Source organism: Niabella sp. ZPM-14 (assembly GCF_055693045.2).
The window spans coordinates 1860813-1882544 of sequence record NZ_CM181148.1; the positions used below are offsets into that span (position 1 = coordinate 1860813).

General features: G+C 45.5%; 14 protein-coding genes. 12 read left to right on the plus strand and 2 right to left on the minus strand.

Going from position 1 to position 21732, the window contains the following annotated elements; translation table 11 throughout:
• Positions 1 to 243 precede the first annotated feature (243 nt).
• Genes ACU37H_RS07935 through ACU37H_RS07965 form a run of 7 tightly spaced genes read left to right on the plus strand, consistent with a single transcriptional unit; the run spans position 244 to position 13898 of the window.
• Entirely contained in the window at positions 244 to 3648 is a 3405-nt protein-coding gene (locus tag ACU37H_RS07935) for a SusC/RagA family TonB-linked outer membrane protein (protein WP_472702064.1), read from the plus strand.
• A gap of 18 nt (positions 3649 to 3666) precedes the next feature.
• Positions 3667 to 5469, plus strand: coding sequence for a RagB/SusD family nutrient uptake outer membrane protein (locus ACU37H_RS07940; RefSeq protein ID WP_472702063.1), 1803 nt, complete (start codon positions 3667 to 3669; stop codon positions 5467 to 5469).
• 33 nt (positions 5470 to 5502) lie between these two features.
• Positions 5503 to 6927 carry a DUF4623 domain-containing protein gene (locus ACU37H_RS07945; RefSeq protein ID WP_472702062.1) on the plus strand — a complete coding sequence of 475 codons (1425 nt, stop codon included), beginning with the start codon at positions 5503 to 5505 and terminating at the stop codon, positions 6925 to 6927.
• 51 nt (positions 6928 to 6978) lie between these two features.
• Entirely contained in the window at positions 6979 to 8382 is a 1404-nt protein-coding gene (locus ACU37H_RS07950; RefSeq protein WP_472702061.1) for a glycoside hydrolase family 10-like protein, read from the plus strand.
• 58 nt (positions 8383 to 8440) lie between these two features.
• Entirely contained in the window at positions 8441 to 9190 is a 750-nt protein-coding gene (locus ACU37H_RS07955) for a DeoR/GlpR family DNA-binding transcription regulator (RefSeq protein ID WP_472702060.1), read from the plus strand.
• 47 nt (positions 9191 to 9237) lie between these two features.
• Positions 9238 to 12327 (plus strand): SusC/RagA family TonB-linked outer membrane protein, encoded by a 3090-nt coding sequence (locus ACU37H_RS07960; protein ID WP_472702059.1) that lies wholly within the window; start codon positions 9238 to 9240, stop codon positions 12325 to 12327.
• A 5-nt stretch (positions 12328 to 12332) separates the two neighbouring features.
• Positions 12333 to 13898, plus strand: a complete 1566-nt coding sequence (locus tag ACU37H_RS07965) for a SusD/RagB family nutrient-binding outer membrane lipoprotein (protein WP_472702058.1) — start codon at positions 12333 to 12335, stop codon at positions 13896 to 13898.
• Position 13899: 1 nt separating this feature from the next.
• Here the strand turns inward: ACU37H_RS07965 and ACU37H_RS07970 are convergent, their stop codons facing one another.
• Positions 13900 to 15300: a nucleoside recognition domain-containing protein gene (locus ACU37H_RS07970; RefSeq protein WP_472702057.1), complete on the minus strand. Its 1401-nt coding sequence runs from the start codon at positions 15298 to 15300 to the stop codon at positions 13900 to 13902.
• Positions 15301 to 15518: 218 nt separating this feature from the next.
• Between ACU37H_RS07970 and ychF the strand changes: the two genes are divergently transcribed.
• On the plus strand, positions 15519 to 16616 hold the full coding sequence (gene ychF / locus ACU37H_RS07975; RefSeq protein WP_472702056.1) for a redox-regulated ATPase YchF: 1098 nt from the start codon (positions 15519 to 15521) through the stop codon (positions 16614 to 16616).
• 100 nt (positions 16617 to 16716) lie between these two features.
• Here ychF and ACU37H_RS07980 read toward each other — a convergent pair whose 3' ends face one another.
• Positions 16717 to 17715, minus strand: coding sequence for a long-chain-fatty-acid--protein ligase (locus tag ACU37H_RS07980; protein WP_472702055.1), 999 nt, complete (start codon positions 17713 to 17715; stop codon positions 16717 to 16719).
• Between the two features lie 40 nt (positions 17716 to 17755).
• On the opposite strand from ACU37H_RS07980, the gene ACU37H_RS07985 reads away from it, so the two are divergent.
• From ACU37H_RS07985 to ACU37H_RS08000, 4 genes are all read left to right on the plus strand, one after another.
• Positions 17756 to 18637, plus strand: a complete 882-nt coding sequence (locus tag ACU37H_RS07985; protein WP_472702054.1) for a UbiA prenyltransferase family protein — start codon at positions 17756 to 17758, stop codon at positions 18635 to 18637.
• 20 nt (positions 18638 to 18657) lie between these two features.
• Entirely contained in the window at positions 18658 to 18930 is a 273-nt protein-coding gene (locus ACU37H_RS07990; RefSeq protein ID WP_472702053.1) for a hypothetical protein, read from the plus strand.
• A gap of 146 nt (positions 18931 to 19076) precedes the next feature.
• Complete coding sequence (gene ade / locus ACU37H_RS07995) at positions 19077 to 20726, plus strand: adenine deaminase (RefSeq protein ID WP_472702052.1); 1650 nt, start codon at positions 19077 to 19079, stop codon at positions 20724 to 20726.
• A 178-nt stretch (positions 20727 to 20904) separates the two neighbouring features.
• Positions 20905 to 21690: a LiaF transmembrane domain-containing protein gene (locus ACU37H_RS08000; RefSeq protein WP_472702051.1), complete on the plus strand. Its 786-nt coding sequence runs from the start codon at positions 20905 to 20907 to the stop codon at positions 21688 to 21690.
• Positions 21691 to 21732 lie beyond the last annotated feature (42 nt).

The following is a 21732-nucleotide window of genomic DNA, read 5'->3' on the forward strand; positions in this document are numbered from 1 at the left end:
TCTTTAATACGGCCTTAACAAAACTTAAAGAGATTGCCCGACGACGAAAACTGATCTACGTAGCCCTTAGACCAACGTAGAACTGAAAATGAGAAGCGGTTTTGTTCCATAGATTCTGAGTAATTGACGCCGTCATCCTTTTTTATTACGCTTTAACACAAGTGCGTGTGTTTTATGCCCTTTTGTGTACGGACGACGCCTTTTAAAATATTGAAACTGATTTCAACCTAAAATATAATAAGTATGAGAAAACTTCTTCTCTTAATTGCGCTCTTTACCGCCCTCGTATTTTCGAGTTTTACTGCAACGGCACAGGACAACAAAGTTTCTGGTTTTGTCCGCTCGCCGGAAGGCAGTCCCCTTACGGGTGTTACCGTTTCGGTAAAAAATACGAATAAAGCGACCCTTACGGAGTCTTCCGGATTCTTTTCAATTAGCGCTGATCCGGGTCAGACGCTGGAATTTTCTTCCGTTGGATACACTACTCAAAATATTTTGTTGGGCGATTCAATCCAGATAGAAATTACATTAGTTCCGCGAGAAGCAGATTTGGATGAGGTAGTAGTGGTAGGATACGGACAGCAGCGCAGAAGCAATGTTACCGGAGCTGTTGCTACGGTAGACGTAGAGAAGACATTAGGAAGCCGGCCGATAGCTGATGCGGGCCGTGGTCTTCAAGGCGCCATTCCAGGTTTATCTGTTAGAATTCCTAGCGGCGAAGTAGGATCCGACCCTCTGATGCGAATCCGAGGATTTGTTGGTTCCATTGAAGGTTCCAGCCAACCTCTTATTCTGGTCAACAACGTTGAGGTGCCGAGTATTCAGATGATCAATCCAAATGATATCGAAAGCGTGAGTATACTTAAGGATGCGTCTGCCAGTTCTATTTACGGAGCGAAGGCGGCCTTCGGTGTGATACTGATCACGACCAAGCGCGGTGCCAAAACGGATGGAATCAACCTGTCTTATACCAACAATTTATCCTGGCAAAACCCCGCCAAAAAAATTGAAATCGCCGGTATTGACGGCCTCGAATACACATTGGAAGCCCATAAAAACATGAAAGCAAGTGGACCGGCGGGGGGATTTTGGCGGATCAGCGAAGAAAGCCTGCAAAAATCCCGGGAGTGGCAGCAAAAATATGGAAACACTGTGGGCGCTTTTGATCCGGTAGTTTATAATCGGGATTGGTATTTTGACGGTGTGGACAAATTTGGTATCAGGATCTACGATCCGGTTGAAGCGATGATCAAAAAAGTAGCTTTCACACAAAATCATAACATCTCTCTCAACGGCAAATCCAATAACACAACCTATAACGCGAGCTTCGGTTACTTCGGACAAGAGGGCATGATGAAACCAGCGCCGCACGATGATTATACCAGGTACACTGCTAATCTGAATATCTCTTCTAAGGTGAGTGACCACATTACCATACGTGGAGGTACTTTGTTTTCTGACCGAACTAAAAGATATCCCAATTCAGCAACCGGGTTCGGTGCAGACCCTTGGTTATATCTATACAGATGGAGCCGCTATTTTCCCACCGGCGTAAAAGAGTTGGGAGAGGAAATACGTGATCCCTATTGGGATACGAAAAACGCACACACGGCGATTCTGGGAAATAAATATACCAACCTGAACTTCGGAACGACGATTGATGTAAATAAAGACTGGCAGATCATTGCAGACTATACTTACGACGTGCGACAGGATTTATCGAAGTCTTCTTTACCCACTTTTTCGGGAGCCTGGCATTGGTACGCTCCCGTAGCCTGGAACGACGAGGAAGGAAACCGCGTGTATGTTGACGACGATGGTAATCCAACAGAGTCGGGCGGTGTTCCTGGTTACAGGTTCCCCGTGAGCCAATATATCACGAAAGATCAAACCTACATTTATCAGTCTACGTTAAGAGCACAGAGGCACACGATCAACGCATACTCTACTTATAACTGGAACCTTAACACGAACAATGACTTTAAATTCATGCTTGGTACGAACATCGTATCCAATAAATGGGACAGCCATTGGTCTAGAAAGACGCAACTTATCAACGAAGAGAATCCACAGTTTGACTTTGCAGTGGGCACAGAGACGACGGGCGGAGATGCCAACTGGGATGCTCAGGTGGGTTATTTCGGAAGAATCAACTATGCCTTTGCTAACAAATATTTGCTTGAGGGTAGTTTGCGATACGACGCTACTTCTAAATTTCCCGCACATCTGCGTTGGAAATGGTATCCGTCTTTCTCTGCCGGATGGGTCCTCAGTGATGAAAAATTTATGAACGATGTGAAACCAGTCCTGAGCTTTGCTAAATTCCGCGGCTCCTGGGGTTCTATTGGCGATCAGTCCGTGTCCAACAGCTTGTACCTATCCACCATGGACATATCGAAAAATTCCTGGCTCAATAGTGCCGGCAACCAATTTGTTCAATTAGGTACGCCAAACCCGATATCGGCGGGTATAACCTGGCAGGACATCGTTACACTAAACTTTGGTGCCGATCTGCGCTTTTTCAAAAACAAATTCGGCTTAGTCTTCGATATCTATCAGCGTGAAACTAAACACATGATCATTTCGGGAAGAAGTCTTCCTGAAACCTATGGAGCCGCGGCGCCGAAGGGGAACTACGGAAATCTTAAGACCAAAGGCTGGGAACTTGCGGTGGATTACAACCACAGATTCAAAAGCGGGCTGGGCATTAACCTGATGGCTAACTTGTCCGACGCTGTAACAGACATAACAAAGTCCGCAGACTGGAATATGGCATACGAAGACCGGAATATTGATGGAACTTATACTACGGGTAAGCGCTACGGCGATATCTACGGCTACGTAACTGACCGGCTTTATCAAAAGGAAGACTTTATTTATGATGCCAATGGAAACTTTGTGCAGGAAACGATTGTATGGCAGGGGACTGCTAAAAGAACGAACAAACTTGCGGGTAACAATCCCGTGTATCAAACATATTTTGAAGACGGCAACCAGATATTATTAATAAGCCCGGGTGATGTAAAATTTGTCGATGTGAACGGCGATGGATATATCACGCCGGGTAAAGGAACATTTGGCGATCCGGGCGACAGGGTGGTCATCGGCAATATTCTTCCCCGGTACGAATATGGTTTCAGAATAGGGCTGGATTATAAATCCTTCGACTTTTCAGTAATGGGTCAGGGTGTTGGCAAACGTCACATTTGGGGCGCAGGTCAATTGGCCATTCCCGGCTTCCATGTAAAAGATGGCGCCATGCCTCAAACGTTTGCAGAAGACTTCTGGAAGGAAGACCGCACTAATGCTTTTTATCCAAGAGCCTGGAATCTGAATGGAGCCAATTCCGGTTTCGTGATGGTGCCACAAACAAGATACCTGTTGAACATGTCATATTTCAGAATCAAGAACATTACGTTGGGGTATAACGTTTCGCCGAATATCCTTAACAACATAAAACTGAAGCAGGCGCGCGTTTATGTTTCATTTGAAAACTTCATCACTTTCGACAAACTACGAGGGCTACCGATAGATCCTGAAGCGATCTCCGGTAGCTCCATGTTAGCCGACAATTATAACCTGGGCCGCACTGGCACATCAAACCCCACCTTCAAAATAGCTTCTGTGGGCGTAAACGTATCACTATAATTAAAAACAACTATTGTCATGAAATATACAAACACTTCGCTTTTTATACTTGCTTTTGTAGTAATGACCTCGTTGGGTTGTAAAAAATTTTTAGACCGCCCGCCACTGACCGTTGCTAACGATGAAACTACCTGGACTACCGAGGATAACGTGAGGCTTTATGCCAACAAGTTTTACCCCACCTTTTTTACAGGATATGGTTTGGGCTTTACCACTGACGGCGCAGCGATGATGGGCTACCAGTTTAGTGATGATGTTTTTCTCATGGGCAACCAAGGAAATTTTACCCGCGCCGTGCCCAACAGCAGTATATGGAGCATGACGAATGTCAGGTCTATTAATATCATGTTAGACCGTTTGGAAAACAGGATGAAAAGTATATTGGAAGAGGAAGCTTTTAATCACTGGACTGGTATCGGCCGGTTTTTTCGAGGCCTTGAATATGCGGAATTATCCACCAGATTTGGGGACGTTCCTTATTACAGCAATGTCCCTACCGATCTCGATTTGGATAATTTATTCAAACCCAGGACACCGCGAAATGAGGTGATGGATGCAGTTTATGAAGATTTAAAATTTGCGCTTGAACATGTGAGAGCCAATGATGGAGACCAGTTCGTTAACAAATACGTTGTTGCTGGCTTCACGTCGAGAGTAGCGCTTTACGAAGGAACCTGGCAAAAGTATTATTATAACAATAATGAAAGAGCGAGGAAATTTCTGGAACTTTCAATGGAAGCCGCCAACATTATTATTTCCAGCGGTAAATATGATATTGTTACAGATTTCAGATCGTTGTTTGCATCCAGCACCCTTGCCAATAACAAGGATGTAGTGTTTTACAGGCATTATGATCAAGCTGTTAATATTCTGCATTCAATAGCTTCATATAACAATCTGTCAGAGACCCTGGCATTTGGGCCTACTACTGATCTGATCAAGTCCTTTATTTGTGTTGATGGCGAAGTTTGGCAGAACTCTTCTGAAGAAGATGCGGATAACTTCTCATTAACACAAATCATCACCACGAGAGATTCCCGCCTGGAAGCATCCTTCTACGATAAACCCACGCCCCGTAACAGAGCTGCCTTTTGGTATGTCAACAAGTTTATCCCCCGAAACGTAATCACTTCTGTGGAGGCCGGAAACATTCTTCCCAACGAGTTTACCAGCAACAAAAACGAAACAGATTATCCGGTATTCCGATATGCTGAAGCGCTGCTAAACTGGATTGAGGCCAAAGCAGAACTGTCTACCGTCGGAGGCGCAGTGGTTACCCAGGCTGATATAGACGCATCCATCAATAAGATCAGGAATCGCCCGCTGGCTCCCGAAGCCGTTGATAAAGGCGTTAAAAAAACCGCGCCTTTAGACCTTAGCGATATGCCCAATGACCCCACGAAAGACCCGTCTGTTTCATCATTAATTTGGGAGATCAGGCGCGAACGGCGTATGGAACTGGCGTTCGAACATTCCCGTTTTGAAGATCTGAAACGTTGGAAAAAACTGGCGTATATGGATACTGATACCAGAAAAGACATCACTTCCGGCGGCTGGGTTAACTTCCCTGCCGAAGTTCCTTCCGAATTAAAAGCAGGCGTATCAGTAGTTGACATGGCGGGTAATACAATTGTCTACAACGGATCTAATGGAGCTTTATTAAAAGGCTTTTTCCGTACGACCAATACCAATGGGCGGTTGCCGTTCCTGAATCAAACCGGCATCAATCCTTACTTATCACCGGTGGGAAGAGTGCAGATAGACGAATACACCACTAACGGCTATACACTCACCCAAACAGAAGGCTGGCCTCAAAATTAATCAGTACTCAGTCCAAACTTTAAAAAGATAGATATGACTCACTATATATCAAAATCACTGTTAATGCTGGTTTCATCAATACTGGCACTGCTCGTCGTAGCCTGCACGAAAGACTTCCCGAAAAATGTAGATTCTTCAGACGAAGTAGTACTCAAAACTATCAAAATAGTAAATGCAGGAGCTGCGGGAAACGTAGTATTGGAAGGCGTTATAGACGAAAACTTGAAAACGGTATCGTTTCCACGAATTGACACTTTAACAGATTTTACCAACATCAAATTTGAAGCCACCCTTTCGAACGGCGCTCAACTTGACCAGGACTCCTATACTTTCCCATTCACAGAAGGAGCCGCCTCTAACACATCTATTGTTAAAGTGATAAACAATAAAAGATTCCGAGAATACAGAGTTACATTGCGGTTGGACATACCTGTATTTGGCGCTGATTTTGCCAAACCGCAAATCTTTGATTATACTAATAATGAACTAGGCAATCCGGTTTACCCCACCTTCATATCTCTGTCAACAAGAGGTTCGGGTTTTGACGGTGAGCATGTCTTGATTGTAACACGTGCCGCAGGAGGGTCGCATTTATTGAAAGCTTCTGATCTACGTAATAACACAATCGCTCCGATCACGTTGAACCAAACCGGTGTAGCAGGCGGCACCTATCCTGTTAATGTCGGTGCCCAGATCAATGGACATACCTATATCGCCAACCTATCCGGCGGGCAGGCTTCGCCATTTAAAATTTACCACTGGACAGATCCTGCAGCAGCGCCCGATATCATCGCTAATCTGAACATTGCCACGATACCAGGAGCCGGCGTTCGGCATGGCGATAACATGTCTCTCAACCTCGATGCCAATGGCAACGGCTTCATGTATTTCGGAGACAACGCTGTTTCAAAAATCCTACGTTTAAAGGTAACTGGCTATACCAATATATCTGAGCCGACTGTGTTACCTAACGCCACCGGTTCCACATTTGTAATGTCATTCAACCAGGTAGGAAACACTTCGGATTACATTTACACAGGATACGATGCTCCGATAAGGGTCGCTAATGAATCCGGAGGGATCACTTATTCATTAAGCAATACCGCTGTTCCTGTGAGAGGCTCCGCCGCGCGTGTTATTCAATTCAACGGAGAGCGATATTTAGTGATGACTACCGCTGCAAGGTCTGGTTCAGATCCGGTGGTCTTATATGTTTATGATATCACCCGCGGCAACAACACAGTAGAAGCATTAACGCTTTTCAATGAAAGGGCAGACAAGTCTCCGGTATACGAATATTCTCTTTTAGGCCCCGCGAATACAGCTCCTTCTACGCAAACAGGCTGGTATATCACCAAAGATGATGAGGGCAGAGACGCTACGCTTACGCTATACACAGCTTCAGCAGACGCCGGATTTGTACTAATCGATTTTCCCAGGAAAGAACAAACCGATTAGTAGACCAATAGTTCTATTTTTCCATAAGTGGCTGATCATATTTATATTCAAATGAAAAGATACATACCCTTAATCCTGCTGGTGTCAATAAGTCTGATGACCGCTTGTAGCAAAAGTGATAAGGACATTCCTAACCCTCCCGATCCTGAGCCCAAAGAGACTTCCATGCTTCTTCCTAAAAAGCAGATGCGCGCGGCGTGGATGGCTACTGTATGGGGCCTTGACTGGCCGCAGGGAGATTACGACGCAACCTCCCAAAAGCAACAATATATCGCTTATCTCGACAAGTTTAGGCAGCTTAATATGAATGCAGTTTTTGTACAGGTAAAAGGAATGGGTGATGCTTTTTACAACTCGGCCTACGAGCCCTGGAGCGCCAATATATCCGGAAGCAGAGGCCAAGATCCCGGCTACGACGTGTTACAGTTCATGATAGAAGAGGCACACGCTCGAGGCATTGAATTTCATGCCTGGATCAATCCGTTCCGGATTGCCACGAGAGCGAACAGTGGAACGCCCTATCCCCCGCTGCATCCATCCATTCCCTCCAATTGGGTAGTAAGCCACGAAAAATGGCAAACCTATAACCCGGCGATCCCTGAAGCCCGGCAACGCCTGGCCGACATCGTAAAAGACATAATCACAAAATACAACGTTGATGGCATACACATGGACGATTACTTTTACCCGGATCCTGCATCTGCTGGTCAAATGGTATCTGATGCGGCAGATTACGCCGCCTACGGCACAGGGTTCAGCACGGTAGAAGATTTTCGCAGAAGTAATGTGGATAAAGCCATTAAAAGTGTCTACGATGTGATCGTTGCATCTAAACCAGATGTCGTATTTTCCATCTCTCCTACTTCGGATTTTAGTTATAACAGGAATACGCTTTTCGCCGATGTCAGGAAGTGGGCGCAAGAAGGTTGGATGGACATAGTCATCCCTCAAATTTATCATAATAACACTTTTGCGACCAAACTGACAGAATGGGATACCTTTAATAACAAACCTTTTCTGATGATCGGCCATGGTTATTATCTGATGAACAACCCTTCAGAACTCACCAATCAATTGAATCTCACCAAAAATAAAAAAGCTGTCGTGGGCAATTTGTTATACAGTGCGAAGTACCTGAATGAAAGCCCGGCACTTACCACTAAGCTGGCTGAGTTTTTTAGTAGTCCTGCAGTCATACCATTTTTAGGTAGAAGTGTGGCGCCTCAGCCCATTACACCGCAAAACGTAAGAATAGAAGATGGTATGCTGAAGTGGAGCAGCACGGGCAACACAAAATCCGTTATTTATCACACTACGGACCTGCAGCAAGAGAGCCGTGTGTTAGCGATTACTACAACGACACAATGGGAAGCCAGTGCTCCTGGTTATTACTGCGTGACCACATTGAATCAGGATAACAAGGAAAGCAGTGTTTCGGCAATCGTCTCAAAATAATATATCAGCTATCGAAAAGAATTTATTTATCTTAGTCACTTAGTTTAACAATCAAAAGGTGCTTAAAAAAGAACGGCAGGCCTATATATTGCATCAGCTCAACCTCCATAACAAGGTGTTGAGTGTTGATTTATGCAGTGAAATAGCGGTTTCCGAAGATACGATCAGAAGAGATCTTCAGGAATTATCGGAGGCAGGACAATTAATAAAAGTGCATGGCGGTGCTCTTTCAATGGCTTTTAACGAAGTACAGTTTGAGCCCGTAAATGTTTACTCCCAGTCTCAAAAAAAGATTATTGTAAACAAAGCATTGCGATTGATCGAAAACGGAATGTTTATCCTGACAAGCGGCGGCACGACCATCCTGGAGTTGATCCGGGCTCTACCGCCCCACCTAAAACTAACTATAATGACAGGAAGCATTCCGGTGATCAATGCATGTATGGTGCATCCCAAAATAGAAGTGGTAGTTATAGGAGACAAGTTATCAAGAGATTCTAAAATAACCGTCGGTGCAGAAGCGATTCAAAAGATCAGCAATGTCAACGCTGATCTCTGCTTTTTAGGAACTAACGCTATTGACGTTGATCATGGCGTAACGGATAATGATTGGGAAGTTGTCCAGATCAAAAAAGCGATGGTAAGCTCTGCATCCAAAGTTATTTGCATGACTATCTCAGAAAAGCTGCAAACGTATCAGCCTATAAGCGTTTGCGGCGTTGATAAAATTGACTACCTAATAACCGAACTGGATGCTACGGATGAGAAGCTGAATCTTTTTGGCCAAGCCGGTGTTCACCTGCTGTAATAACCGATAAGGACTAAGTAATCCACATAATAATAAACAAAGAAAACATGAGAAAGACTATCTCAAGCATTATCCTATTTTGGATGTTCTACTGCTTATTGCCTATCCAGGTCTTTGGACAGTCCCGGACAATAACAGGAACCGTCGTAAATGATGCAGGCCCGATTCAGGGTGTTACCGTGTCTGTGGCCGGTACTCAAACGGCTACATCGACCGATGCAGAAGGCAAATTTTCGATAGCCGCAGAAACGGGGCAGGCGCTAGCGTTTAGCTATATTGGCTACACCACCCAAACTGTCGTGGTCGGCCCAACAAACAACATCAAGGTAACACTGATTCAGGGCCAGGGTGTACAGGAAGAAGAGGTTGTAGTTACCGCCCTGGGAATCAGGCGGGAAAAGAAGGCGCTGGGTTATGCTGTCCAGGACATTCAATCCGAGGAGTTGATGAAAAACAAGCAACCGAATTTGATCAATTCCTTAAACGGTAAAATAGCCGGATTGAATATCACCAATTCAGGTGGAGCACCGGGCGCGTCCGCTTCCATCATCATCCGGGGTGGTACTTCGCTGGAACGCGACAACCAGCCGCTGTTTGTGATCGATGGAATCCCGATGGACAACTCTACCGGCGTGGGCGATATGTCTGCTTTTGATGGGAATACTAACATAGCTACAACCAACGGTAACCGCGCCATGGACATCAACCCTGAAGATGTAGAGTCGATCTCTGTGCTGAAAGGTCCGACCGCCGCCGCGTTATACGGGATAAGAGCCGCAGCAGGTGCGATCGTTATTACTACTAAAAAAGGTAAACAAGGCTCGGTGTCAGTAACGCTGAACTCGAGGACCGGCGCAAATTGGGTAAACAAATTACCAGAGCAGCAGTCAAAATATAAGCAGGGATCGAACCTTGATAATAATTATACTGAAGAGTCGTATTTTTCCTGGGGTAATGAATTTGCCAGCGGAGAGGCCCAGTATGACAATCTAAAAGACTTTTTTGAAACGGGGTATACTTTCGATAATAATTTCAGTGTGACCGGAGGGAATGCCAATGGCAATATGTATTTGTCGGGCGGGAACCTGTATCAGACAGGTATCGTACCGACCACATTGTACAAAAGAACAAATTTCAGGTTCAATGGCGAACAAAAACTAGGGATATTCACGTTCGGAGCCACCACGGCTTATTCTCAAAGTGCAACAACGAAAACGCTGACAGGAACCGGCCTGTATGGATCGGGGGGCAATGGATATATGGAGTCTATTATAGCCTGGCCGCGCAACCGGAACATGAAGGATTGGAGAAAAGCAGATGGCTCGCAAAATATTTTATTTCCTGACATTCCGCTCGAGGACAATATTGACAACCCTTACTGGACTATCAATATGAATCCTCAAAAAGATAAAACCAATCGCTTCCTGGGGTCATTTTATACCAATGCCAAAGTCGCCAAATGGTTAGATTTAACTTATCGACTGGGTGTAGACAACTACACATCCACTTATTCCACGCGCATTTCTGCCGGTTCAGCGACTATCGAGGACTATCAAAGAGGTATGATTTCGCAAAATGTTCGTCAGTACAATTTCCTAACCAATAATTTCTTAGCAAATGCACACAAGGTATTTGCCGAAGATTGGGATGTAAACTTTTTGCTGGGAGCGGCAACAGAAGATATTTACACCAAATCCACATCAATTAAAACTCAGAATTTCACTATCCCGAACTATTATTCTTTCAATAACGCGTCTGATAATGACAAGTTCTCTACCGATAACCTTGTTAAAATTCGCAGAGTTGGTGTATTTGGAGATCTGAAGTTTGGATACAAGAATACAGCCTTTATCGGGGCGACATTAAGAAATGACTGGTCTTCGACATTACCTAAGAAGAACCAATCATTTATGTACCCCTCTTATAGCGGTAGCCTGATATTTTCCGAATTTATTCCTAAAAATAACTTCCTGACTTACGGTAAAATAAGAAGTTCCTGGGCTGAAGTGGGTAAAGACGCGCCGGCTTATAAGACAGCGACCTACCTTGATATTCCTTTGAATACAGTTGGCGGAGGGGTGATCAATCAATACACTTTGGGCAACCCCGACTTAAAGCCTGAAAAAACAAAGTCTTTTGAAATTGGGACAGATCTGCGTCTTTTCAGGAACAAGCTCGGTATTGAATTTACCTACTACAACAACCAGTCCGTTGATCAGATTCTGTCACCCAGAGTGGATAACGCAACAGGAGGTATCTTGAAATATGTAAACTCCGGAACACTTCAGAATAAAGGTATCGAGTTAACGGTGAACACTACCCCGGTCAAAAGCGACAACTTCTCGTGGAACGTGGCACTGAACTTTTCTCACAATACAGGCATTGTTAAAGATCTGCCAGGCGATATCACCATTCTTTACGTAACCGACGTACAAGTAGCTGGCGGAAAAGCGGCCTCTTTCGAAAACGGAGATTTTATGGGTCTTAGTGGTCAGTCATGGACAACTGATGACAATGGCAAGTATATCTTGAATTGGACTACCGGGTTACCTTCTATTAATACAAATACTACTCAGATAGGAAACCGCGAACCGGATTTTATCGGAGGACTTAACAACAATCTCACTTATAAAAACTGGAATCTTTCGTTTCTGTTGGATTTCAGAAAGGGCGGCGATGTGTTGAACGGGACAGAGTACCTGTTAACTTATTACGGTTTGAGTAAACAAACCGAAAACAGAGGACAAACCGTTACTTTAAACGGAGTCGCTCGAAATCCTGCAACCAATCAATATGAAGATGTTACCCGCGAGGTGGTGGCCGATCAAAGCTTTTATCAGCGCTACTACAGCCAACAAACCAGTAACTTCATCGAAGAAGTGAATTGGCTGCGCTTAAGATCCGTAAACCTTACCTACGATTTTCCTAAAACATTTTTATCTAAATCGAAGGTGATTAAAGGGGCATCCTTGCTGCTGAACGCCACAAATGCGTTTCTGTTGACCAACTATTCCGGTATGGATCCGGAAACAAGCGCGGCTGGCGCAGGTGTTGTAGGTTCGGGCTCTGTCGGAGTCGATTATGCGGGCGTACCCAGCACCAGAAGTTTAACCTTAGGTATAAACGTAAAATTCTAAACAAAATGAACAAGAAATTAATATACATGACCGTGCTGTTATCGGCTTTAACAGCAACCTCCTGCCAAAAATGGCTTGACGTAAATGCTGACCCTAATAATCCGACCGCCGAAGTAGCCACTGCTGAAATCAGGCTACCGGCCATTATGGCTCAATTTATCGATGGCTATGAAAGCGCTGGCACCAGGGCTGCACTGATATCCGGGCAATTGGCGGCCACCGGCACTTCGAGCAATAACTACAAACTGGCTTCGTGGGAAATCACTTCCGCCGCCGTAAACTGGCCTTACCAATCCTGGTATATTTTTTCGGCTGTCAATATTCCCTATTTATATGATGCGGCTGAGAAAGTAGGTGCCTACCATTACATAGGTGTTGGTAAGATCATTTGGGCATGGGGTTTTGGAAATCTGGCCGATATGTATGGCATGGTGCCTTATGATGAAGCGTTTAACAGCACTGTTATGAGCCCAAAATATGACCAGGGTGATCATATCTATGAGCAAATCTTACCGATGCTGGATGAAGCAATCACTTATCTTGGGAAAACTCAGGACGCTGGAGCCCCGGCCTTATCCGAGGGCGATTATCTCTATCAGGGCGATGCTAATAAGTGGATAAAATTAGCTTATGGTTTGAAAGCAAGATTTTTAAACCATCTATCCAAGACAAATAAATATGACCCGGATGCTATCTTGGCGTCGATTGCTAAAGGCCCCCAAACCGTTGGTGAAAGTGCTATATTTCAATACCAGGATGAAGCCGTTTCTGGCTTTTCTGCCACCCACGCGCTCCAGTATCAAAACAACAGTGCCACCCGTGTTTCTAAATTATACATCGACTATTTATTGAATAACTACACAGGAGCACCAACCGGTACTGCCAATGTCCAGGATCCGCGACTGAAAATTCTTGTGCCATACAAAATCAACGGAACAGATTCGGTTCGTACAAAAGGTGTAGACATACCAAACCTAACCACCGCCGGAATTACCTCAGGCAATCCTGATTATCTTCCATTGAGACCCGCCGCGACCACGACAGGAACCTGGTATACAGCAAAAGGTTCAAAAGGCCTTTTACTTACCAGCTCGGAAATGCAGTTTATCAAAGCGGAGATCTATTTGAATAAAGGCAACAGACAGCTGGCTTTACAGGCATACAAACAAGGTATTGCGGACCATTGCAAGATCTTGGGAATTGATCCGGACGCCTTCCTGGCGAGTTCTTCCGTAGTGCAAAATGCATCTGATCTGACATTGAGCCATATCATGATCCAGAAATACATCGCGCTATCCTATTCTCCCGAATTATTCAATGATGTGCGGAGAATGGAGTATTGCACGGACGCTTCCGGAAACTACAACGAATCGGTGGGTGTTTACAAGGGTCTTAAAAGACCAGGAAATGTGTATGCGATTGCCTTTCCGGGAACGAATACCTGGCCAAGAAGATTCAACGTAACCGTATACGGCATCAGTTATAATATAGACCAGGTTAAACTTGCTGATCCAGACGCAACCTCGCCTACCTATACAGGCAAGCGTATCTGGTGGGATGTAAAAAGATAATCTACCTGAAAAATAAATAACTCACTGCGATTGCAGTGATGATACCCGCTAAGTCTGCCAGCAGCATCGCTCCGACAGAATAGCGGGTATTTTTTATGCCTACGGCACCAAAATAAACTGCGATGATGTAGAAGGTTGTATCGGCCGATCCTCTGAATACTGAGGTAAGATTTCCTGCAAAGGAGTCCGGGCCGTGTGTTTTCAAAGTATCGATCATCATCGCACGGGCGCCGCTGCCGCTAAAGGGTTTTAGAATAGCGGTAGGCAATGCGTCTACGATGCGCGCATCGCCGCCGAAAAACGCAAAAAGGGCTTTGATCCCGTCCATGACAAAATCAAAAGCGCCGCTGTTACGCAGCAGGCTGATCGCTACCAACAGGCCTACCAGGTAGGGAATGATCTTAATCGCTGTGTCAAATCCGCCTTTGGCCCCGTCGATGAAGGCGTCAAATATGGGCGCCTTCTTATAAATAGCACCGGCAATGATCAGCAGGAAGATCAGCAAGATCAGGCCGTTACTCAGGCTTGTCGAAAACAGCTGAACCCCTTGTATGTCAAGTGTCCGGACATATAAGATCAACGCCGAAAAAATGGCGGTAATACCCAACACCCACGCTATAATCACGGGCTGAAATATTTTGATGCCCTGCTTAAAAGCCACTATGGTCATGGCGGTGATCGTTGCTACAAACGTGGCGATCATACAGGGAATAAATATTTCCGTGGGAAACTGCGATTTCAGGGCTACCCTGTCTGCTATGATCACGGTAGGTATTAAAGTGAGGCCGGACGCGTGCAAACACAGGAACATGATCTGCGCATTGGTAGCCTTCGTCTTATCAGGATTCAGCTCCTGGAGGCTTTCCATTGATTTGATACCGAATGGCGTGGCCGCATTGTCCAACCCTAAGAGATTGGCCGAAAAATTCATCACCATATGTCCCATCGCCGGGTGATTGCGGGGCACTTCCGGGAAGATCTTTGAAAAAAAAGGGCCGATGATCCTGGATAAAAACCTGACGCCTCCCGCCTGCTCGGCAATATTCATAAATCCCAGAAATAACGCCATAATGCCTATCAGCCCGATGCAGAGCATCACGGCATCTTTGGTCGTTTCAAACACGCCATTGGTAGCCTGGAGATTGTACGCCACAACGCGGCCATCTTCGCGGGCGGCCACCTGATGCCCTTCCCAGGTCACCGTCTGTCCGGTGGCTACTTTCGATTGCAGCGGAGCCGGAAGCATGGCAGCGTTAATGTCCCTTACATAAGTGGTGTCGCCACTTTTGCCGGTCACCATTTGGGTGAAAATGAGTTCCTGCCCCGGCTGAAACACAAACTTTCCAAGGGCGACTGCCAATGCTATGATAATAAAGGCACTCCAGATTCTGCTTAAAACCATAATCAGTAAAAATAATACTTTTCTTAACCCGACTTAATAATAAGTCGCGCCTGTTCGTAGACCTTTGACTGGCCGGCCAGGTAACCGAACACATTGGGTTATTCTTCTTCTCCCTCAACATTTGCCCTTCCCCCTCCTCCTATTCAGCCATAACACTTAACTTTGCGGACTTTTGTGATCAAATCATACATCTAAAAATCGTAAATCTCCAATAAAATATGGCTTTACAAGCAGGAATAGTCGGATTACCCAACGTAGGAAAATCAACTTTATTTAATGCCGTAAGCAATAGCGCCAAAGCGCAAGCCAGCAACTATCGTTTCTGTACCATCGAACCGAACGTGGGCCTGGTAGATGTTCCGGACGAGCGTATCTCCAAGCTGGCGGAACTGGTTCAGCCCGACCGCACCGTGCCTACACAAATTGAGATCGTGGATATCGCCGGCCTGGTGAAAGGAGCCAGTAAAGGTGAAGGGCTGGGTAACAAATTTTTAGCCAATATCCGCGAAGTGGACGCTATCATTCATGTGATACGTTGTTTCGAAGATGAAAACGTATTGCGCGAAGAAGGCGCGATCAATCCTGTGAGCGACAAAGAGATCATCGATACTGAGTTGCAGCTGAAAGACCTGGACAGCGTGGACAAACAAATCCAGAAAAAGGAAAAGCAAGCCAAGACTGATCCTAAAGCGAAGCCGGAATTGGAAGTGCTGCAAAAATGTAAAGCCCACCTGGAACAGGGAAAAAGCATCCGCTCATTAGATTTAACCAAAGAAGAAAAAACAGCAATCGCTGATCTGTTTTTGCTGACGGATAAACCTACGCTTTACGTGGCCAACGTGGACGAGCCGTCCATGCACACAGGCAATAAATATTCCGAAGCTTTGAAAAAAGTGGCTGAGGAAGAAGGCGCTGAAATCATCATCATGAACAATTCTATCGAAGCGCAGATCTCTGAAATGGAAGATCCGGACGATAAAGCTTTGTTTATGGATGAATATCAAATGAAAGAACCGGCGTTAAACCGGTTGATCCGCTCTGCCTACAGGCTTCTGGGCCTGAATACCTACTTCACGGCCGGCGTGCAGGAAGTAAGAGCCTGGACCTTCCACGAAGGCTGGAAAGCACCGCAATGCGCCGGCGTTATCCACACCGATTTCGAAAAAGGATTTATCAAAGCAGAAGTGATCGGCTACGACGATTACCTGCAATACAAAAGCGAAGCGGCCTGCCGCGAAGCGGGGAAATTAAGAATTGAAGGAAAAGAATACCTGGTGAAAGATGGCGATGTGATGCATTTCCGGTTCAATGTGTAACAGTCCGGAAACAGCATAATCTGTTTCGATTTCCTGATTCGTTAATATCATTCGTTTACCCGCCGACCACACAATTCGGACCGGGAGCGGAGCGCGATTCTTAAATCGCCATTAAGCTACATCCCCTTAAATCGCTGTTATCCCTGCGGCCGGTAATTTCAAAGCTGCTATCCGCATGCAACACCCCCAGATCATCCGTTGCAATGAAGCTGCAGGAATAGATATTGGCCAAATCGATCACATTGATCAGCCCTCTTGTTTTGCCGGCAGCCGGGCTTTGCTTTATGGTTAACGGATCGTCTTCATCTCTCAACACGATACGCATCCAGGCCGGTGTTTGGAACAGCCCCCCGCCGCTGGAATAAGCCTGCGACAAGAGTTCGGTCATCCCGTATTCAGAATGTATCGCATCCACCGAAAACGCTTGTTTCAGAACATCATGCACTTCGTGCCGGATCATCTCTTTTCTTCTCCCTTTCATACCCCCGGTTTCCATGATGGTGGTGTGCTTTAACGGAAGCCGATGTTGTTCTGCAAAATCGAGCAGACCGAAAGTAACGCCGATAAGCAGTGTCTGTTGTCCTTTCGCCTCCAGTTCCTGGATCGTTGCAAAAAGTTTGTCAAATTCGTTCAGGTAAAAACCGCTTTGCTCGTGCCCGCTTCGCGCAACGAGGTGTTGCACCATATACACCAAAGACGAGTGTTGCCGCTCCAGATAAGAAGGCAGCAAACCTAATATACACCAATCTTCCGGCTGTTGATAGAACTGTTCAAAACACCGGTTAAAGCTCGCTTCATAAATGCTTGCTTCCTTTACATAATGCCGGCTGTTGATCGTTTCCGTAGTGCCGCTGCTTTCAAAAACGAGCTCCGCGTTGAAGGGTGTGGTAGTGACCGGGTGACTTTTAAAGAACCTGATCGGTAAAAAAGGAATTTGCGTATGATGATGGATATCACCGGCCCGAACACCCAACGCATCTACGAACTTTCTATAAATGTCGTTGTGATGATACTGAAAACGGAACACTTCAACGCAGGTTTCATCAAAATCAAATGTGCCGTTAAAAATATTTGTTATCTGCTGCGGGCCAATATCCATCTAATTTTTAAATACTTTTGAATAACAAAAATAGATGTAATTGCGGGCTTCCTACAACAGAAAATTTTTCGATTTTATTGTCTTCAGCAACATTTTTATCGCGCTTTGCGCGGTAGCGATGGCCGGATACAGCACCCATCTGTTTGCATTAGGATTTCCGCCGCCTCATTTTGCCGGCTTCCTGTTTTTTTCCACCCTCGCCAGTTACAGCATTCATTGGTACCTTACTGATGAAAACACTGAGGTCACGGCCTCCCGGACGTATTGGCTGGCAAGAAATAAATGGATACATGCCTTGTTCTTTCTTATCAGTTCCGTCGGATGCTGCATCTTTTTGCTGAAGGAGTTTAGTTACATCAAATGGATATTACCCGCCGTGTTCCTCACACTGATGTACACTGCACCCAAGTTTCCTTTTCAGCCGTTTATCTCTCTCAAAAGATTCATCCTCGGCAAAACGATCCTGCTGGCGTTAATGTGGACCTATATCACTTCAGCATTGCCGTTTTTTATTCTGGAGGAAAAGTGGAGCACGGCGTTTGGACTGTTTTTTTTCAACAGGTTTTCCCTCATCTTCCCTATTTGTATCCTGTTTGATCTGCGCGACAAGGAGTACGACAAAGCGACCGGGGTGAAAACCTTCGTCACCCTGCTTCCCAATCAGAAAGTCAAAAAACTCTTTGATATATTTGTCATTCTTAATGTAATCAGCATCCCCGTCCTCGGCTGGTATGCCTCCCTCTCTCTTGTGGATAATTTTATTTTATTGATTCCTATCATCTTAACCTTTGGCTTGTACGCTAATGCCACAAAAACCAAGAATGATTATTTATTTTATTTTATCTTAGACGGCTTAATGGCGCTGTCGCCGATATTGTACTTCATCAAAATATACCTGACCGGTACAATATTTGCGGCCTAATTAAATATCTTATTCTGGCAATGCACACTTCATTTGTAAAGATTATACATTTCAGCAGACTGGTAAAAATCAACGGTAGGTTACGGGAGTTCAACTATAAAAAAAACAATAACGCTGGTGACTACGTGTTTGATGTTGATACAGCAGACGACCGCGGCAACAGATTGTTTTTCCGGCTGAGCAAAATTGATAATGAATGGACGCTCCACTCAACACAAGCCATTCCTGACTGGATCGGGCAACATTTACAACAGCTGGTAACAGAACTGGAAGAAGGTATCCAGTCCAACTAATCAACCCGCTCCACTTTTTCTAATTTTCTTCTGCTAATCAAAAGCTTATAACTTCTTCACTCTGGTTGTGAAGTGAGTGAATTATAGTTAGTTTTGTTCCACCCGGTACGCCGTTCCGGATATTTATTAACTATACAATTTTATCGTTGAAATCATTTCAGATCCAGGGCCGGTTTGTCCACATTAAGAGCAGAAGTATTACCCCAGCTGAGATCGTCATCAGCAACGGACGTATCACGTCTATTGAGCCAATGGAAGGTCTTAGCGACACCGCGCCTTTTATACTACCCGGGTTTATTGACAGCCACGTACATATAGAAAGCAGCATGCTCATCCCCTCGGAATTTGCGAGGCTGGCAACAGTGCATGGCACAGTGGCCACCGTGAGCGATCCCCACGAGATAGCCAATGTTTGCGGGCTTCCCGGCGTCAATTATATGATCAGCAATGGCGCAACGGTTCCCTTGAAATTTAATTTCGGAGCGCCGAGCTGCGTGCCTGCCACTTCGTTTGAAACCGCCGGTGCTGTATTAGGTGTTGAAGAAGTCACTTCATTGTTACAGAAAGATGAGATCAGGTATCTCAGCGAGATGATGAATTTTCCCGGAGTATTGAACCAGGATCCGGAAGTGATGCAGAAAATAAAAGCAGCCCATGAGGCAGGGAAGGTCGTCGATGGACATGCGCCCGGACTGCGTGGCGCTGACGCGAAAAAGTATGCGGAAACATTGAGTTCACCTTCGGGTCAGGCTGCTACCGATCATGAATGTTTTACAGCTGAAGAAGCGCTCGATAAATTGCAGGCTGGCATGAAAATACTGATACGCGAAGGCAGTGCCGCCAAAAATTTTGAAGCTCTGATCGATCTGTTGCCTCAATATCCCGACAGGATCATGTTTTGCAGCGATGACAAACATCCGGATAGCCTGGTGGAGGGGCATATCAACCAGCTGTGCGCCCGCGCCGTCGCCAAAGGGATCAATATATTTCATGTGCTGCAGGCCGCCTGTGTCAACCCGGTGGAACATTATCAACTCGATGTAGGATTGCTGAATATCGGGGATCCGGCCGATTTTATCCTGGTGGATAACCTGGAACAGTTCAATGTGTTGCAGACCTATATCAACGGCGAACTGGTAGCCGATGGAGGGCGCACGCTGATTGCATCGCAGCCGGCGGAGCTGATCAACTTCTTCGATTGCCGGCCCAAAGAAGTAAGCCAGTTCGGCATCATGGCCGGTAATGAACAAACCATTCCCGTGATCGAAGCGCTGGACGGACAACTGATCACCCGCCGACTTCAGTTCACGCCCAAAATAGAACACGGGCAGATCGTGAGCGATGTGGAACGCGACCTGATGAAGATCGTGGTAGTGAACCGGTATCACGATGCCCCGATAGCCACCGCGTTCATTAAAAATTTTGGATTGCAGAAAGGAGCGCTTGCCTCTTCAGTAGCGCACGACAGTCATAACATTGTGGCCGTCGGCGTTGACGACGAGAGCTTGTGCAGGGCGGTGAACCTGGTGATCGCTCATAAAGGAGGTATCAGTGTTGCAGGCCATGAACAAGAAGAAATGATATTACCATTGCCGGTGGCCGGACTCATGAGCACGGAAGATGGCTATACGGTTGCCGAAAAGTATACAGCGATCGATGCAAAAGCCAGGGAAATGGGCAGCCGGTTAAGCGCCCCTTTTATGACGCTTTCTTTTATGGCATTGTTAGTGATCCCGGAATTGAAGCTAAGCGATAAAGGACTATTTGACGGTAATCGATTTGAATTTATAAGATAAAAATGCGGGGAAACTTGATTGATATCACGAAAACTCCTTTTGTGCGGACGTACCGGTTTTTAAGCATCCTGCCACTCACCGACCGAACCCCCACATTCACCGATATATTAAGTTTATATACAATAAACGTGTTGCACACGCCGTTGCGTCGTCCTATTTTTACTTAAAATTGAAAACAATGAGCGAAAACAATCCATACAACACAGAAATGTATAAAAGTGAGCCGGGCGGCTACCCTCAACCGGACCCTAACAGCTTTCGGCCCAAACCCTCTCAAAGCCACCTTTGGATTGGTGGATTTTTGTTGGTTGTCGGCATCGTATATCTTTTAAGGCGTATCGGCATCGATCTGCCCGACTTTATCTTTTCCTGGCAGATGTTCTTAATTGCCCTGGGTATCTTTATCGGTATCCGTAAAAATTTCGAAGGGCCGGGATGGATGATCATGGTTTTGATCGGTTCCATTTTTCTGATTAACGAATATTTTGTCTTTGGGGAGCTGAAGCGGTTTATTCTCCCGATCATCCTGATCGGATCCGGTCTGTTCTTCATCTTCAGGCCTAAAGGGTCCAAAAATTATATCCAGTTTGACGAAAGCGGCACAGCGCCACTGGCGGGCGCCAGCGGACAGGATTATATCGACACGACCTCCATTTTTGGCGGCTCAAAAAAGAAAGTTTTTTCAAAGAGTTTCAAGGGTGGAGATATGACCAACGTGTTTGGTGGCAGCGAAATAGACCTTTCACAGGCAGATATCAACGGAACAGCCGTGCTGGACGTGACCGCACTCTTTGGCGGAGCTACTATGATCGTACCCTCCAACTGGAACGTGATCTCCGAAGCGGTAGCGATCATGGGAGAAGTGAAGGATAAACGCGTGATGCAGGGTGTGCCGGATATCAATAAAACTTTGCTGATCAAGGGAACCGTAATATTTGGCGGAATAGACATCAAAAGTTTTTAATTTAGCTAATGGTTCATAGTTTACGGTTATTGATAGAGAGCT